Source organism: Streptomyces colonosanans (genome assembly GCF_001866645.1).
GTDB classification, from domain to species: domain Bacteria; phylum Actinomycetota; class Actinomycetes; order Streptomycetales; family Streptomycetaceae; genus Streptomyces; species Streptomyces colonosanans.
The window spans coordinates 1-16,678 of record NZ_MLYP01000094.1; the positions used below are offsets into that span (position 1 = coordinate 1).

The 16,678-nt window shown below is 69.0% G+C and carries 14 protein-coding genes and 1 pseudogene; 5 read left to right on the top strand and 10 right to left on the bottom strand.

From position 1 onward, the window contains the following. Positions 1–200: 200 nt before the first annotated feature. On the bottom strand, positions 201–878 hold the full coding sequence (locus BIV24_RS28820; RefSeq protein ID WP_071369411.1) for a potassium channel family protein: 678 nt from the start codon (positions 876–878) through the stop codon (positions 201–203). Continuing rightward, complete coding sequence (locus BIV24_RS28825) at positions 878–1,549, bottom strand: potassium channel family protein (protein ID WP_071369421.1); 672 nt, start codon at positions 1,547–1,549, stop codon at positions 878–880. The genes BIV24_RS28820 and BIV24_RS28825 overlap by 1 nt, the downstream gene beginning before the upstream one ends. A gap of 415 nt (positions 1,550–1,964) precedes the next feature. Between BIV24_RS28825 and BIV24_RS28830 the strand changes: the two genes are divergently transcribed. Next, positions 1,965–4,013: an APC family permease gene (locus tag BIV24_RS28830; RefSeq protein WP_071369412.1), complete on the top strand. Its 2,049-nt coding sequence runs from the start codon at positions 1,965–1,967 to the stop codon at positions 4,011–4,013. A gap of 73 nt (positions 4,014–4,086) precedes the next feature. Beyond that, complete coding sequence (locus BIV24_RS28835; RefSeq protein WP_071369413.1) at positions 4,087–5,415, top strand: class I SAM-dependent RNA methyltransferase; 1,329 nt, start codon at positions 4,087–4,089, stop codon at positions 5,413–5,415. Positions 5,416–6,115: 700 nt separating this feature from the next. Here BIV24_RS28835 and BIV24_RS36600 read toward each other — a convergent pair. The 6 genes and pseudogenes from BIV24_RS36600 to BIV24_RS28850 form a co-directional block, all read right to left on the bottom strand. Next, positions 6,116–6,337 carry a hypothetical protein gene (locus BIV24_RS36600; RefSeq protein WP_425442602.1) on the bottom strand — a complete coding sequence of 74 codons (222 nt, stop codon included), beginning with the start codon at positions 6,335–6,337 and terminating at the stop codon, positions 6,116–6,118. A 161-nt stretch (positions 6,338–6,498) separates the two neighbouring features. Then, on the bottom strand, positions 6,499–7,224 hold the full coding sequence (locus BIV24_RS28840; protein WP_071369414.1) for a transposase: 726 nt from the start codon (positions 7,222–7,224) through the stop codon (positions 6,499–6,501). A gap of 86 nt (positions 7,225–7,310) precedes the next feature. Continuing rightward, a pseudogene (locus BIV24_RS34660) lies at positions 7,311–7,592 on the bottom strand (transposase); the annotation flags it as partial. Positions 7,593–8,343: 751 nt separating this feature from the next. Beyond that, entirely contained in the window at positions 8,344–8,508 is a 165-nt protein-coding gene (locus tag BIV24_RS34665) for a hypothetical protein (RefSeq protein ID WP_177198851.1), read from the bottom strand. Continuing rightward, a complete protein-coding gene (locus BIV24_RS28845) occupies positions 8,505–10,292 on the bottom strand; it encodes an ATP-binding protein (RefSeq protein ID WP_143064685.1) in 1,788 nt (595 codons plus the stop codon). The genes BIV24_RS34665 and BIV24_RS28845 overlap by 4 nt, the downstream gene beginning before the upstream one ends. Positions 10,293–11,675: 1,383 nt before the next feature. Next, positions 11,676–12,464: an AfsR/SARP family transcriptional regulator gene (locus tag BIV24_RS28850; RefSeq protein WP_071369416.1), complete on the bottom strand. Its 789-nt coding sequence runs from the start codon at positions 12,462–12,464 to the stop codon at positions 11,676–11,678. 197 nt (positions 12,465–12,661) lie between these two features. Between BIV24_RS28850 and BIV24_RS28855 the strand changes: the two genes are divergently transcribed. Then, complete coding sequence (locus BIV24_RS28855) at positions 12,662–13,468, top strand: AfsR/SARP family transcriptional regulator (RefSeq protein ID WP_071369417.1); 807 nt, start codon at positions 12,662–12,664, stop codon at positions 13,466–13,468. A gap of 256 nt (positions 13,469–13,724) precedes the next feature. Next, complete coding sequence (locus BIV24_RS28860) at positions 13,725–14,018, top strand: hypothetical protein (protein ID WP_071369418.1); 294 nt, start codon at positions 13,725–13,727, stop codon at positions 14,016–14,018. Between the two features lie 303 nt (positions 14,019–14,321). Here the strand turns inward: BIV24_RS28860 and BIV24_RS28865 are convergent, their stop codons facing one another. After that, a complete protein-coding gene (locus BIV24_RS28865) occupies positions 14,322–14,462 on the bottom strand; it encodes a hypothetical protein (RefSeq protein WP_425442601.1) in 141 nt (46 codons plus the stop codon). Then, the gene (locus tag BIV24_RS33690) at positions 14,422–14,757 is read right to left on the bottom strand and encodes a hypothetical protein (RefSeq protein ID WP_245766981.1); all 336 of its coding nucleotides are present in this window, start codon (positions 14,755–14,757) and stop codon (positions 14,422–14,424) included. The genes BIV24_RS28865 and BIV24_RS33690 overlap by 41 nt, the downstream gene beginning before the upstream one ends. A 412-nt stretch (positions 14,758–15,169) precedes the next feature. On the opposite strand from BIV24_RS33690, the gene BIV24_RS28870 reads away from it, so the two are divergent. Then, on the top strand, positions 15,170–15,943 hold the full coding sequence (locus BIV24_RS28870) for a sirohydrochlorin chelatase (RefSeq protein WP_342745293.1): 774 nt from the start codon (positions 15,170–15,172) through the stop codon (positions 15,941–15,943). The last annotated feature ends 735 nt before the right edge of the window (positions 15,944–16,678 follow it).

A 16,678-nucleotide genomic window follows, 5' to 3' on the forward strand; every position in this document is an offset into this window, starting at 1 on the left:
AGTACGTCCAGTACGAGGGCTTCCGGCCGGCACGCCGGTGGGGGCACCGCCCGCGCGAGCGAAGCCGAGCGTGGGGGAACGCACCGAACGCCGCTCCTTAACGGGCAAACGTTGCCTGCCGCGGCACTAGTCAGCCCGTCGTCATACGTCCGAGGGGGCGCCCGGAAGTCTCCGGGCGCCCCCTCTTCGTGCGACCGCCGTCAGTCGGCCGTGTTCGCCTTGCGCACCGACAGCAGATCCTCCAGCTGCCCCTCCCGCGCCTGCGCCGCCACGAACAGCAGTTCGTCGCCCGCCTCCAGCGAGTCCTCCCGGGAGGGCGTCAGCACCCGGGTGCCGCGGATGATCGTCACCAGGGACGTGTCCTCGGGCCACTCCACGTCGCCGACCTGCGTGCCGGCCAGCGCCGACTCGGGCGGCAGGGTCAGCTCGACCAGGTTCGCGTCGCCGTGACTGAAGCGGAGCAGGCGGACCAGGTCGCCCACGCTCACCGCCTCCTCGACCAGGGCCGACATCAGGCGCGGGGTGGAGACGGCCACGTCCACGCCCCACGCCTCGTTGAACAGCCACTCGTTCTTCGGGTTGTTCACGCGGGCGACGACGCGGGGGACGCCGTACTCCGTCTTCGCCAGCAACGACACGACCAGGTTCACCTTGTCGTCGCCCGTTGCGGCGATGACGACGTTGCAGCGTTGCAGCGCCGCCTCGTCCAGGGACGTGATCTCACAGGCGTCGGCCAGCAGCCACTCCGCCTGGGGAACGCGCTCGACCGAGATCGCGGTCGGCGCCTTGTCGATCAGCAGGACCTCGTGCCCGTTCTCCAGGAGTTCGCCCGCGATGGAGCGGCCCACGGCACCGGCACCGGCAATGGCGACCCTCATCAGTGACCGCCCTCCCCTTCGGGCCCCTCGGCGAACGCTGCCTCGACCATCTCGATGTCGTCCGTCCGCATCATCACGTGCACCAGGTCGCCCTCCTGCAGCACCGTCTGCGAGGTGGGCAGTATGGCCTCGCCGAGCCGGGTGAGGAACGCCACGCGGACGCCCGTCTCCTCCTGCAGCCTGCTGACCTTGTGGCCGACCCACTGCGGCGAGGTGTGCACCTCGGCCAGCTGGACGCCGCCGGTGGGGTCGCGCCACAGCGGTTCGGCACCGGAGGGCAGCAGACGCCGCAGCATCTGGTCGGCCGTCCACCGGACCGTGGCGACGGTCGGGATGCCGAGCCGCTGGTAGACCTCGGCGCGGCGGGGGTCGTAGATGCGGGCCGCGACGTTCTCGACGCCGAACATCTCCCGGGCCACGCGCGCGGCGATGATGTTCGAGTTGTCGCCGCTGGAGACGGCGGCGAAGGCGCCGGCGTCCTCGATGCCCGCCTCGCGCAGGGTGTCCTGGTCGAAGCCGACCCCGGTGACACGCCGGCCGCCGAACCCGGAGCCCAGTCGCCGGAAGGCGGTGGGGTCCTGGTCGACCACGGCGACCGTATGCCCCTGCTGCTCCAGGGTCTGGGCAAGAGCGGAGCCCACTCTTCCGCAGCCCATGATGACGATGTGCACGACCGTCCTTCCGGTATCGATGGTCACGGCTCAGTCCGGACGCCAAGGACAGGGTCTCAGACCGCCGACCAAGCTACACATGCACCGTCCGGGTGGGGCACCCCCCGTGCAAGGCACGCCGGACGGCCTGACGCGATCAGCGACCACTGATGCCGCGGACGCTGAGAAGTGTCAGGATTCCGAGGCCGATGAGTGCGGCGCCGGCGCCGGCGACTTCCGCGGTCATGTGCATGGAACCTCCGTGGAGCGCGAGAGGTGGGGGTTCAGGGCGTAAGACATGGGGGTTTCGTCATATAGACATGCCGAACTCTTTACCTGCGGAATCCGCAGCGGATCGCTCTCCGATTTCACTCGTGAGGCAGATCTCTGTCCGGGGGGAGGCGACCCCAAGTTCGAACCCTTACGATCCTCTCTTGTGTCCAAACTGACCGACGTGCCCAAACGCATCCTGATCGGGCGCGCACTGCGTAGTGACAGGCTCGGCGAAACGCTCCTTCCGAAGCGCATCGCCCTTCCCGTCTTTGCCTCCGACTCGCTGTCCTCCGTGGCGTACGCGCCCGGCGAGGTCTTGCTGGTCCTGTCCATCGCGGGTGTGTCGGCGTACGACTTCAGCCCTTGGATCGCGGTCGCGGTCGGCGTGCTGATGTTGACCGTGGTCGCCTCCTACCGGCAGAACGTGCACGCCTACCCGAGCGGCGGCGGCGACTACGAGGTGGCGACCACCAACCTCGGCCCCAAGGCAGGCCTGACCGTCGCCAGCGCGTTGCTCGTCGACTACGTCCTCACGGTCGCCGTGTCGATCTCCTCCGGCATCGAGAACCTCGGCTCCGCCGTCCCCTTCGTCGTCGAGCACAAGGTGCTGTGCGCGGTCGCCGTCATCGTGCTGCTGACGCTGATGAACCTGCGCGGCGTGAAGGAGTCAGGCACGCTCTTCGCGATCCCCACGTACGTGTTCGTCGCCGGCGTCTTCATCATGATCGCCTGGGGTGCCTTCCGTGGACTCGCCCTCGGCGACACCATGCGGGCGCCGACCGCCGACTACCACATCAAGGCCGAACACCAGGGAATCGCCGGCTTCGCCCTCGTCTTCCTGCTGCTGCGCGCCTTCTCCTCCGGCTGTGCCGCGCTCACCGGCGTCGAGGCGATCTCCAACGGCGTCCCCGCCTTCCGCAAGCCCAAGTCCAGGAACGCGGCGAGCACGCTGGCGATGATCGGCCTGCTGGCCGTGACGATGTTCTGCGGAATCATCACGCTGGCCATGACGACCCAGGTCCATATGTCCGACAACCCGGCCGTCAACCTCCTGCACAACGGCGTCCCGGTCGGCCCGGACTATGTGCAGAACCCGGTGATCTCCCAGGTCGCCGAGGCCGTCTTCGGCAAGGGCAGCTTCCTGTTCATCGTCCTGGCCGCGGCGACGGCGCTGGTCCTCTTCCTCGCCGCCAACACCGCCTACAACGGCTTCCCGGTACTCGGCTCGATCCTCGCCCAGGACCGCTACCTGCCCCGCCAGCTGCACACCCGCGGCGACCGTCTCGCCTTCTCCAACGGCATCGTGCTGCTCGCGGGCGCCGCCATCCTGCTGACCGTTGTCTACGGTGCCGACTCGACCCGGCTGATCCAGCTGTACATCGTCGGCGTGTTCGTGTCCTTCACCCTCAGCCAGGTCGGCATGGTCAAGCACTGGAACCGCCACCTGTCCACCGAGAAGGACCAGGCCAAGCGCCGCCACATGATGCGCTCGCGTGCCATCAACACCTTCGGCGCCTTCCTCACCGGCACGGTCCTGGTCGTCGTCCTGGTCACCAAGTTCACGCGCGGCGCCTGGGTCGCCCTGCTCGGCATGTGCATCTTCTACGCGACGATGACGGCGATCCGCCGGCACTACGACCGCGTGGCCGACGAACTCACTGCCCCCGAGGAACCGAGCGACGACAGCGTGCGCCCGTCGCGGGTCCACTCGGTGGTGCTCATCTCCAAGATCCACCGCCCCACGCTGCGCGCCCTGGCCTACGCCAAGCTGCTGCGCTCCGGCAGCCTGGAGGCACTCAGCGTCAACGTCGACCCGGCGGAGACGAAGGCACTGAAGGACGAGTGGGAGCGGCGTGGCATCGACGTTCCGCTGAAGATCCTCGACTCCCCGTACCGCGAGATCACCCGTCCGGTGATCGAGTACGTGAAGGGCCTGCGCCGGGAGTCCCCGCGCGACGCCGTGTCCGTGATCATCCCCGAGTACGTGGTGGGGCACTGGTACGAGCATCTGCTGCACAACCAGAGCGCGCTGCGGCTCAAGGGCCGGCTCCTGTTCACGCCGGGCGTCATGGTGACCTCGGTGCCGTACCAGCTGCAGTCCTCCGAGGCGGCGAAGAAGCGGGCCCGCAGGCGGCAGGATTGGAACGCGCCGGGTGCGGTGCGCCGCGGGCCGGCGGAGCAGCGGACGAAGGAACCCACCGCGGGGAACTGACGTGTGCGGGAGCACGTAGACTGGTGGGCTGTTGTCCGGCCGTTCCCTCTCGATGTTGTGGAGTCACCCCGCCATGCAGGCAGAACCGAAGAAGTCGCTGGTGGGGGAGGAGTACGAGGTCGAGATCGGCCCCGTCGCCCACGGCGGTCACTGCATCGCCCGTACCGACGAGGGCCAGGTCCTCTTCGTCCGGCACGCGCTGCCCGGCGAGCGGGTCGTGGCGCAGGTGACCGAGGGCGAGGAAGGAGCCCGGTTCCTGCGCGCGGACGCCGTGCGGGTGCTGGAGGCCTCGAAGGACCGCATCGACGCGCCCTGCCCCTACGCCGGCCCCGGCCGCTGCGGCGGCTGCGACTGGCAGCACGCCAAGCCGGGCGCCCAGCGCCGGCTCAAGGGCGAGGTGATAGCCGAGCAGCTGCGGCGGCTCGCGGGCCTCACGCCCGAGGAGGTGGGCTGGGACGGCACGGTGATGCCGGCCGAGGGCGACAAGCTTCCGGCGGGCGAGGTGCCGAAGTGGCGTACGCGGGTGCAGTACGCGGTGGACGCCTCCGGCCGCGCGGGACTGCGCCGGCACCGCTCGCACGAGGTGGAGCCCGTCGACCGCTGCCTGATCGCCGCGGAGGGCGTCAGTGAGCTGGGCGTCGAGAAGCGCGACTGGACGGGCATGGACTGCGTCGAGGCGGTCGCGGCGACGGGTTCGCAGGACCGCCAGGTCATTCTGACGCCCAAGCCGGGCGCGCGGCTGCCCCTGGTGGAACTGGACCGTCCGGTGTCGGTGCTGCGGGTCGACGAGCGGACCGGTGGCATCCACCGCGTCCACGGCCGCCCCTTCGTCCGCGAACGCGCCGACGGCCGCACCTACCGGGTCGGCGGCGGAGGCTTCTGGCAGGTCCACCCGAAGGCCGCGGACACGCTGGTGACGGCGGTGATGCAGGGGCTGCTGCCGCGCAAGGGCGAGATGGCGCTGGACCTGTACTGCGGCGTCGGCCTTTTCGCGGGCGCGCTCGCCGACCGGGTCGGCGAGAAGGGTGCCGTGCTCGGCATCGAGTCGGGCAAGCGCGCGGTGGAGGACGCTCGGCACAACCTGGCCGGCTTCGACCGGGTCCGCATCGAACAGGGCAAGGTCGAATCGGTCCTCCCGCGCACCGGCATCACCGAGGTCGACCTGATCGTCCTGGACCCGCCGCGGGCGGGAGCGGGCCGCACGACGGTGGCACACCTGACGTCGCTCGGCGCGCGCCGCATCGCCTACGTGGCCTGCGACCCGGCGGCGCTGGCACGCGACCTGGCGTACTTCCGGGAGGGCGGATACCGGGTGCGGATGCTGCGGGCGTTCGATCTGTTTCCGATGACGCATCACGTGGAGTGCGTGGCGATCCTTGAGCCTGCTGGGAAGGGCGCCTGACCTGCAGTTTTGGGTAGTGTGCGTTATGTGCACTGTGGGCGTTACGGGCGATATCTTGACGCATGTTTGACGCACGCGGCGCATTTTTGACGCACGTTTGACGCACGTTCTGACGGGCAGTCAGGCGTTGGGAAGCCGCCTGTCAACCCTGCTTTGGGCGGGGTGGCAGGCGGCTCTCGTAGTTGATCCCGAGGGCGGGCCGGTTGCCCCTCCGAGCCTCGTGCGCGCTGGTCGTGGATGTCGCCGGGGTCGATCGCTTGCAGGCCGTACGGTGCTCCTCGTTGGATGGGGTGCGGCGGGTTCGCGGTCGAGGGTGAGCCTGAGGAGAGTTTGCGCAGCGGCCTCCTTCTTGGAGGTTCGGACAGCTTCCCGGAACAGAGACGGGGTTCGGTCATTCACCGGGAGGGTATGAAACTGGCCCTTTACTGGTGCAACTTGATCAATGGGTCCTGACCTGCATACTCCCTTGCTCCTGACGAGCTGTCACGGTTTTGTGGGACGCATGTGGGATGAGCTGAGTTCGGACACTCATGGGACCCAGGCGAACTGAGCCTCGATCCACCGCGTGAATTCTGATCACGGATGTCGGGCGGGTTCCGGGTGTTTCTTCGGGGTGCGGGCAGCGGCGATTGCCGGGTGGCCGTCCGGTGCGGGGTCTCCAAGGTCTTTCGGGTCGTGGGCGGGCAGAGCAATCGTGTGGTCAGGTGACCATGCGCTGTCCGGACGCCGTCCACAGGTCAGTGAAGTCGTCGGCCCAGCGCCAGTGTTGGGGCAGGTGGAGGGTGAGGCGGCGGGCGCCGGTGGCGATCCGGGCGGGGATGTTGATCAGGTGGCAGCGAATGGTGCCGGTCCGTGCCCTGGCGTGGAAGACGGAGGCGAGGTGGACGGCGGCGCGGGTGAGGTTGTAGGCGGTGGCGGCCAGGGTGAGCCAGGCGGCGTTCGCGGTGAACTTCCCGACGGAAGATGGGCGAGCGCGGAGTCCTCCAGGTCGGCGAAGACCTGCTCGACCTGGGCGTGTTCACGGTGCATGGGTTCGGCCTGGGCCAGGACGAACGGGCTGTCGGTAAAGATGACGTGGTGGCGTCAGACGCCGAACAGCTCGGCCTGCCCCTCCGGCACACTCTTCGGGGCCAGCCGCTTCACGCGGCGCACGATCAGTCGGGCGGTGGTGCGGAACGCCTTCTTCTTGCTGGTGAACGCGGTGAACGGGACTTCGGCGATCTCCGCGTCGGAGATCCAGCGTTCCTCGGCGGCGTCCCACACCGCGCTCGTGTACTTGATCGGTGTCCAGGAGGACTCGTCCATGCCCGCGATTGCTTCGCGGATCGTCTTCTTCACCGCCACGGCCAGTGAGAAGTGCGCGCCCGCCCTCCGGCACACGTCCACCACCTTGTGGGAGAAGTACGCCGAGTCCGCGCGCACGATGATCTTCGCGGTGATGCCCATCGCCCGCACCGTGGCGAGGGCCTCGCGCAGCAGGCTCGCAGCCCCCTTGCCGGAGCCTGCCGAGCCCTTGCGCAGCCGGGTGGCGACGATGACCGGCGCGCAGGCTGTGGTCTTGACGGTGACGATCTGGAAGTGCAGGCCGCGCTGCTCGGTGTAGCCGAACGAGGCGCCCTGCTTGGCCGGCCCGTACACCTGCTTGACCTTGGAGTCGATGTCCACGAACACCACCTCGTCCGTCTTGGGGACCAGGCCGGTATGCGCGGCCAGATTGCAGGTGAACGCCCTCGCGGCAGACTCAAGTTGGCGCACATGCCCCCAGGTGAAGGCGCGCAGGAAGCTGCCCAGCGTGGACGGGGCCCGCACGCCGCCGAACCAGCGGGGCAGGCCGCCGCTGGGGTGACCATGACCGCGAGGATCAGGCCGAGGGTGTCCACCACGATGTGTCGCTTGCGCCCTTTGATTTTCTTCCCACCGTCATAACCGCTGGTCGCGGCCTCGACCGTGGACGTGCCTTTCGCGGACTGCGAGTCGATCGCCCCTGCTGTCGGCTCCGCATCCCGGCCCTGCGCTTCACGGGTCGTGGCGCGGAGCCGGTCGTGGAACTCGCCGATCAGCCCCTGCTTCCGCCACCGGGTGAAGAACCGGTGTACCGCCTTCCACGGCGGGTAATCGGCAGGCAGCGCGGGCCACTTCACACCGTTGTCCACCACGTACCTGATCGCGTCGAGTATGTCCCGGTGGCAGTACTCCTCCGGCCGGCCGGCCGCCCCGGCCCTCGGCCCACGCGGGCTTTGGGATCATTTCGCGGACCGCGGTCCACTCCGCGTCCGTCATGTCGGTCGGATAGCAGTGCCCGCCGGACGGATTGTCCGCGGCGTTGCCGTACTTGTGCGCGAAGCAGTCGCACGTCCGCGTGTCCGGAATGGACTCTTTCACAGCAGACCGATACAACTGCGGCAACAGGGCCTCCCGGTGAGCAGTGGCGTAGACACCCTCTGTGCTACCGAGAGGCCCTGCCTTCAGGCCCCCGCGCGGCCACAATCACCTGAACAGCACACCCGTGCGGAAGCCCCAGCTCCACACTCGGTTTCGAGAAGCTCTCTTAGGAGCCTCTGCGGCGACTGCCCAAGACCCGTACGGGCTCAGGGCGACTGAGAGTGCATTTGAGCCGAGGGGGTGGGGCGGGGGTGGGCCCACCCTCGCAGGGACCGGGTGCCTGCTGCCTCTCCCCGCGCCCGTGACTCCTGTTGCCTTCCTGCGCCCCCTGATCTGGCGCCTGCAGGGCAGGGGGCTTCTGCATCGGCCCCTCGATTCCGCGGCGCATCGAGAGAGCGGGGCGGCAACGTGGCCGTGCTGGGCGCCGGATGTCCTGGCGCTGGTCGTACGGCCTACCGGCGGATGCAGAATGCGTCCACGACTCTCGCATCGCCTGTTGTCAGGTCGGCAAGCCTGTTTTCCGCCCACGCGGGGCAAGCGGGGGTACTACTCCGTGCCAGGCCACTCGTACACGGTCGACTCTACTGACAGGTCCCGTACGCCCTTGAGGCGGACATCCGTTGGCGGTTCGACTTCGAAGCGGTGCACGGGGTCGTTCACCAGACGGAGGGTCGGCTTGCCGGCGCCCTTCTTCAGGTGCGAGGCGATCACGAGCGCATAGTTTTCGCCCTCGGACCAAGCCCGTACGAACTCCGAACGGCTGCCGTGTCGTCGCGGCGCACCAGGCAGTCTCGCCGACGCAGCCATGCAGTGATGGTCTTCGCCCAGGCGTTGTGCTCTGCGTAGGCGGGATGCAGGTCCAGAACGACGCCCAGCACATCCAAGGGGCCAGTGGCCTCGCCGGACGCGTCGGCGAACGCGTTCTCCGCAGGCTGCGGACGCAGCCGGCGCCCGTCGGCGGTGACCAGGCACGCCCGGCCGACCAGCACATACTCGTGGCCCGCTTCGAGGGCGACCGCGGTGAGCCGTACGAGCCGTGCGACGTTCTGCCACTCGTCGTCGGAGAGCAGGTTGAGCGCGTCCACGACCTGCACCTCCGTGCGCAGATCCGCAGCACCCGCCGCACGCCAGTCCGCGAGGACCTTCCGCCAGCGGCCGCCGCTGTCGCGGACGGCGGCAGGCAAGGCGTACGGGGCTTTCCCCAGCCGGGTGATGTCGGAGTCGTCGAGGACCTCCGACAGTGCGGCCTCCTCGACCGCGAAATCGGCCAGCGGGGCGTCGGGACCACCCTCCGCGACAGGCAAGGCCAGCTCGGAGGCGAGTGACTGCCGTGCGCGGGTGAGCAGCTCGGTGCGGATCCGGTCCTGGAGCAGGTTCGCTGGCGTGGAGCCAGGCGGGGAGGGAAGCGGAATGAGATGCCACGCTGTGTGGTCCACCCTCTCCAGGACGTCGCGTACGCCGGCTGCCCACAGGTCGGCGATCACGGGGACGAGCTGTGTGTTGAGACGGCTGCTGGCGAAACCCTCGCGGCTGGCGACGGGGTCGAACTGGGTGTGGACGCGGGCAGCCACGTCCAGCGGAGCGACGGGTAGGCCGGCATGGACGCTGCCGTTCGTCCCGCACTCCAGGGGGAGCGCGATGCCCACGGGCACGGTCGAGCCCAGGGCCTTGTGGCTCCGTTCCCAGTCGGCGTGCGGTGCTACCTGCGCCGTGTACACACGCCACAGCGCTCCGTCGGTCGTCCGGGCGTGCTGCACCTTCGCGTCGCGCTGGACGCCGTCGATCAGGATCCGACGCTGTGTCACGTCCTCCCAGGACAGGGTTAGTACGGTGCTGTGCTCGCCCGCCGTCACTTCGAGGCTGCGGAGGTGGCGCAGGAGGAGCAGGGAAGCGTCGTTCCAGTCCTCGAACCATTCAAGGAGCTGGACCGCGGTCAGTGTGCCGGGGCTCAGCGGGATGCGGAAGACGGTCCACGCGGGTCCGGAAATCCCGTCGGGGAGTTCCGGCGGCGCCGCGGGTTCGAGGTGGGTACCAGAGAAGCGCACATGGAAGGGGTGGCAGTGCACCTCCCACACCGTGGTCAGGGCCCTGAGCGTGGACAGTCCGATGCCGAACCTTCCGGTGGCTTCGGCGTCGGCCGTCTTGCCGCTGAGCCAGGGCATGCCGAGCGGGAGGACATCAGCCAGGCGCAGGCCGGCTCCGTCGTGGGCGACCAGGATGTCGTCGGACCGCAGCAGGATGCGTAGCTGCCCGGCTCCGGCATCGTCGGAGTTCTGGACGAACTCGGAGAGGACCTGGAGCCGGTCGGTCGAGAGCGTCTTGGCGCCGTGCAGCGCGTTCTTGGCCATCTTGCGGTGGACCCCACGGCCGCTACGTAGCCCCAGATCGAGGAGCCGGACGGCACGTGCCGCTTCTTCCGGGGTCGGCACCTCCACTTCCGTAGATGCGTCCGGATCTTCCAGAAGCGTGTGTACCGCCGCTGCGAGAGCGTCCACGTCGGTATCCCTCCCCTTTGGTGCCTTGTGATATCGACAGCTTGGGGTGCGGGACGGTTCCTGATGATCGGGCGGGCGTAATCCAGGCGGTTCGGCTCGGCTCGGCTAAACGATGCCGGCGCTGCGGGTGCATGGAGCGGGGCGGATGACACCACGTTCTGGCAGAGCGCTGAATGCGGCGGAAACTGATTCCGATCGCCCTTCGATTGTCAGACCGGCCTGGTAAAGCGCCTCGGCTGGCCAGAACGCCCTGGTCGTGGACCCTGTCTGACTGCAACGACGCTTGATTGCGGCGATGGCCTGTGGGGCCGAGCTCGCGGGCGGCAAGGTGGGACCTCGATTCCGCAGGTGTGCGTGCCTGCGGAATTACAGGCCGAGGTTCCCCCCGCTGCGCGGGAGGTGCTGACCTTCGCCCAGCAGCGGGCAGCTCGATGAGTTCGCGGGTGTACGGGTGCTCCGGGGTGACCAGCGCCTGCCGGGCCGATCCTTCTTCGACCAGACGGCCAGCGCGCATCACAGTCCCAACGGCACGGCCTGCCACCACGTAGCCTGCGGGCAGGGCAGCGATCGTGATCCGCGCGCGTCTGACGCACGGCTGTGGCGGTGACGCCCGTATGACGCACGAGGCTCTCGGAGGGGCCTGGATTTCGCCCTCGAAACCGCCTCTGACGTGCATGTTTCCTGGGAGAGGGCAAACTGCACACCTTTCCGATGACTTCGCACGTGGAGTGTGTCGCCATCCTGGAACCCGCCAACAAGGGTCGCTGACCTGCGGTTTTCCGATTTCTTTGGTTTGCCCGACCTGTTTCGTGGTGGGGCAACAGGTGGAGCCGGTCGAGTTCTACCGACCCTCACAGGTTGCGCCCCACGTGTCGGCAGTCGCATGCCGACACCTCACACCGACGAACACCTTTGGAGGAGCCCAGCATGCCCACATGCCGGACGGATGCAGATCGCACCGGCCGCGTTCGGAGTGTTCATGGAGTGGGCACGGAACGTGCGCAGCGAATGGCCCGCCGATGTGGAAAGCGTCTTCTCCCAGGTGATTGAAACCGAACCTTTGCAGAGGTTCGATCCGCAGCTGACGGGCTGCGGGAACTCACTGTGCTGGTCAGCGCGTTCGGGGCTGTCAGCGGCACTTCCGTCGCCCGGCTCGGAGGATCCGCGACTCCTTTCGGATCCTGCTCGGGAGTGTCTCGCTGTTCGAAGAACTGCAGGGCAAGGCCTTGGAACTGAACCGGACATGAGCTGACGGGGATGCGACAGCCGTCGCTGGTGACCGCTGTGTACTGCCGCATGCGCTCCCAGCACTGCCGGTTCGGGGGGCCGCGGGGGAAGGAGCCTTGCGGCCCGCCGCGTTGTGCGGCGGCGGGAGGGTGCGGGTCAGCGGACCAGGACCGGTCTGGTGCGGGGGATGGCGGCGGGCTCTTCGTGGAGGATGACGCGGAGGGTGTCCTTGAGGCGGCGGGAGGGTTCGATGCCCAGGTGGTCGGTGAGTTGACGGCGGGCGCTGTGGTAGGTCTCCAGGGCTTCGGCGCGGCGGCCGACGTGGTAGAGGGAGAGCATCAGCATCTCGGTGATCTGCTCGCGCCAGGGGTGGACCACGCTGATTGCGCGTAGTTCGCCGATGGCCTCCTCCGTGCGGCCGCAGTGGAGTTTGAGTTCCAGACGGGTTTCCTGGGCGGTGAGGTACTCCTCTTCCAGTTGGACGGCCATGCTGTGGCAGAGGGGGCTGTTTCCGACGTCCTGGAGTGGTTTGCCGCGCCAGAGGGCGAGGGCGGAGTCCAGGAGGTCGACGGCGCGGCCCGGGTCGGTGTCGGCGACGCGTTTCGCCTCCGTGGCGCGAGATCGAAAGGTGTGCATGTCGACGGCGCTCGGGTCGACCTTCAGGACGTAGCCGGCCGAGTGGGTGACCATGGGCGGGGTGTCGTCGCAGGAGGCGGACAGCCGGCTGAGGGTGCGGCGGAGGCGGGAGACCTGGGCCTGGAGGGCGTTGTGGGCGTTGTGGGGCGGATCGTCGCCCCACAGTTCGTTGTAGAGCTGTTCGTTGGTGAGGAGCCGTCCGCCCGCGAGGAGGAGGGAGGCGAGGAGGATGCGCTGCCGGCGACCGGCGATGGGAGTCAACTCGTTGTTCGTGACGATTCCGACCAGTCCGAGGATGGTGAATCTCATGGGGGGAAGTCTCACACCGTCCCGGGAGCCGGTGCTTGAGACGCGTCTGATGCCCCTCTGGGCTTTCGCTGGAGGCGAGATCCAGCCAAGGAGATCACGTGACGGTTTACGGCCGATTGTTTACCGAATCACTACTGGAGTTTGATCGCCCGTGCCATCATCGGGACGCCTACGGGTACGTGGGGGGAGTTGGCTAAATGGATGTCAAGTTGCTGGGGACCTTGGCCGCGCGCCTGGGAGGTACGGCGTGGACACCCAGCGCTGCCAAGCACCGCCAGGTGCTGGCCTTGCTGGCGCTGCGGGCGGGGCACACGGTGCCGATGTGGGAGCTGGTCGACGAACTCTGGGGCGACAGCCCACCACGCAGCGCCCAGGCGACGCTGCAGACGTACATGATGCAGTTGCGGCGTGCGATCACCGCCGCCAGTGTGAAGAGCGGGACGGAGTGCCGGGTCAAGGAGATCCTCGCGACCACGCACGGCGGGTACGTCCTCAACATCGGCCCCGGGTTCGTGGACGCGCTGGAGCACGAGAGCCTGGCCGCGGCCGGCTTGACGGCGGCACGCCGGGGAGAACACACGCGCGCCTCCGAACTCCTCAACCAGGCTGTCTCCTTATGGCGGGGTGACGCACTCTCGGACGTCGTCCAAGGCCCGCCGCTGAAGGTCGAGGCGCTGCGGCTCGAGGAATTGCGTCTCAGCGTCCTGGAGACCTGCGTCGCCGTCGACCTGGCCTCCGGGCCGACCGCCGAAATTCTGGGCAGGCTCACGGAACTGACGGCCCGCTACCCCATGCACGAGCGCTTCCACCTTCAGCTGATGGTCACCCAGTACCAGGTCGGGCGGATCTGGCAGGCCCTTGAGACGTACCGTCGGCTGCACACCCGACTCGTGTCCGAGCTCGGCCTCGAACCGTCCGAGGCCGTCCGCGACGCGCACCAGCGGATGCTCCGCCGGGACCCCACCCTCACCCTCGACGTAAACGGTGGCGCGGTCGTGCGATGAGAGTCGCGAGCGCGGTGTGGCAGCCTCGTTGGGGACGGAAACCGTACCCGTCTCCGAGTACGGGGCTCTCCACGGTCTCTTCCGTTCTGCGTGGTTATGCAGGGCTCCAAGGATTGGGGATCTTATTGCCTCGGTAGCGGTGGCCGGCAACCGGCATTGCTGCCATGTCGAACAACTCGACCCCGTCCAACGAGATCGGCTTCCAGCTCCCATCGGGAGCCTTCAGCCATCGGCGGATGTCCTTCCATCTCCAGCGATGCAGGGGCTGCTGGTGGCGGATGTGCTGGTCTGGGTGATGCAGCGAAGGGTTGTGCTGGCCGATCGCGCCGAACGGCTGCGCAAGGAGCTCTCCGAGATCGATGCCGAGGTGGCCCGGCTGGAGGCCGCAGAGGTAGTGATCGGGCAGTTCATCGAGGCCGAGTGGAGCGGGCAGGCCGACGACCCGGCGGTGGCTGAGGAGTTGAAGCGGGTGACGACGACTCCGGGTGCGGGCCGGTCGCATCCCCCGTCACCCCATCACCGTGCTGCCTGGAAGGGACCCCACTTCTGACAGGGTAGCGATCAGTGAACTTCCCTCAAAAACGGCCGCGCAGAGACGGGTCACCCGGCGCGCGGTTGCGGACATGGCCGGTGTGTCGGATCCTGCCGCTGATCGAGCCCGCCTTGCTCGTACCCACCAACGATCTGGACCTCTTACCCGGCGCCCCAGCAGGAGATGAACTCCTCCGGGCTGTCCTGGCAGTGGCTGCCAGCACTCCTGCCGGGCGGGTACTCCCAGGGCGGCGCTGGGCAGGGGCCCAGCCCCGCGCGTTGGTCCGTACGGCTACGCTCAGTGCATGCCGATGGCGGAGAGCTACTCCACCCGCTCCGGCGACAGCGTCGCCGCCCGCGAGCGCTGGTTTCCGATCCATGCCCCGAGACGGAGCTCCCGCTCCTCCTGGTCCTCGCCATCATTACCACCGAGGACAATCCGCTCGACGTGGTTCCTGCGCACTCGAAGGTGTCCCTCCCGTTCGTAGAACTGTGTGGCGGCGGCGAGAGCGGCGCACGGTGGAGGCGGAGACGTCGTTGCCGCCCGCCATGTCACAAAGCCGCTGGTCGTGGCGGAGGACCGCCAGGACGATCAGGGCGATGCGGCCGGGCGGGAGCTTGCGCCAGCGGGAGCGGATCTTCTTCAGGTGACCGCGGACCAGGCCGGAGACCAGGTCCAGGGTGGCGCTCGACAGCGGCAGGCGGCACTGGTGGACAAGCCCCTCAGCGCCCTCGGCGGGGCTGGTGTTCTTTCGCATGAAATCCCCAACTCCCGTCGGCGGCCCGCGCGTTACCGACATCAGGCCGCGGCCGGTCAGACGGACGGCTGCGGCAGGGCGGTGAAGCGGCCGGCTGGGCCACGGTGCAGCCAGCCTCGGTCAGCCAGACGCCTGAGCTTGTTGCGCACTGGTTCGACCTGCCCGGGCCGGGTGCCTCTGCCGAGCTGGACGCTGACGTCCTTGGCCGGAACCGGCTCCGAGGCCACGGCTGCCGTGCCCCGAGATGTCTGCCGGACGCGAGCGCCGGCGGGGCCGCCGACAGGCTCCCGTAAGGCCCTGCCCGTCTCCGCTCCCCGGTCGGTCAGCGCACGGTCAGTGGCGTGTGACCGGCGTCGCGTAGCGTGCCGAGCGCGGCGGAACCTCCCGTCGTACGGGGGACAGGAGGTGCCGCATGCCCGTCGGCCGCATGCTCGCCACGCACGCCATGCCCGTCGTACGTACGGTCGGGCCGGCCGGGACGGCCCTGCTCCTGGTGGCCCACGGCAGCCGCGACCCCCGGCACTCGGCCACCCTGTGCACCCTCGCCGACGGCGTCCGGTCCCTCGCCCGCCTGCGGACCGAGATTGCCTTCCTGGAGTTCGACCGGCCGGGAATCGCCGACGCGTTGGGCGACAGCGTCGCCGCCGGCGCCGACCGGGTCGTCGTCGTCCCCCTCCTCCTCTCCCGCGCCTACCACGCCATGACAGACCTCCCCGCAGCCCTGGCAGGAGACTGGCCCGTGCTCGTGCGCAGGACCGAGGTCCTCGGCGGATCGCCCCTGCTCGTCGCCGCGCTCGAACGGCGGCTCTTCGAAGCCGGGCTGGGCCCCGCCGACCGGGAATCGACCGGCGTCGCAGTCGCCGCGACCGGTTCGAGGGATGCCGACGCGCGCGCGTCCGTCGCCGCCGTGGCCGGAGCGCTGCGGCGGGCCGGCTGGCGCGACGCCCTTCCCGCGTACGTCACCGGTCCCCAGCAGCGCCCCGGCGACGCCGTACGGGAACTGCGCGCCCGAGGGCTGCGGCGGGTGGCCGTCGCCCCGTACGTCCTCGCTCCCGGCCTCCTTCCCGATCGGATCGCCGCCGAGGCGGCGGCCGCCGGGGCGGACGTCCTGTCCGCGCCGTTGGGCGCCGCCCCGGAGCTCGTACGGCTCGTCGTCGAGCGGGGGGTGGGGGCGGTCACCGGTTGAGGCGCACCCTTCCGGTCCTTGCCCGTGCCCGTGCCGGGACCGTGTCCCCAATACCCGGGCGTCCCTCCGATGGCGGGCCCCCGCCCGCCGCCCGCCGGTCCCCCTCAGGGGTGCCGGAGTCCACCGGGCCGCCGACGCGGCGGCGGACGACTCGGGCAGGAGGTGGGCGTCGTCGAAGCCGACGACCGTGCGCCGGATGGGATCGCTGTGCCACCGGGCGGACTCCAGGTGGTCCAGGCACTCGGAGACCGAGCCGAAGTTCTCTGCAGCCGCTCTCGGGCCCGCCGACGCCGCCCACGGCCACCAAGGTGCGGCCGCGGGCCGCCAGGCGCGCCAGAGAGGCCGCGAGCAAGCGGGTCTTGCCGACGCCCGCGTTCCCGGTCAGAAGAATTCCGCCGCCTGCCGACAGGGCGTAATCGACGGCACCCAACTCCCCTTGGCGAGCCGTGACCGCCCAGGACTCTTCGTTCTCGGCCGGCATTTCAGATCTTTCCCAACTCTCGCGGAGAAGACAGTCCGTACGATGGGTGGTGGTGGATTATTTCTTTTCGGGATATCCAGATGTCACCGTAGTTGCAATCATGTGTGCCGCACTGCAACCGAATTGCTGGGACGCGGCCGAGTCAATGGCACACGTCTGCCTGGCGGGTGATTCGGGTCACGGCGGGGCGAGATGAAGCAGGGCATGGAATTGCATACGGCCTTTCCCGCGATACGAAAGAGCCCGGACGGCGC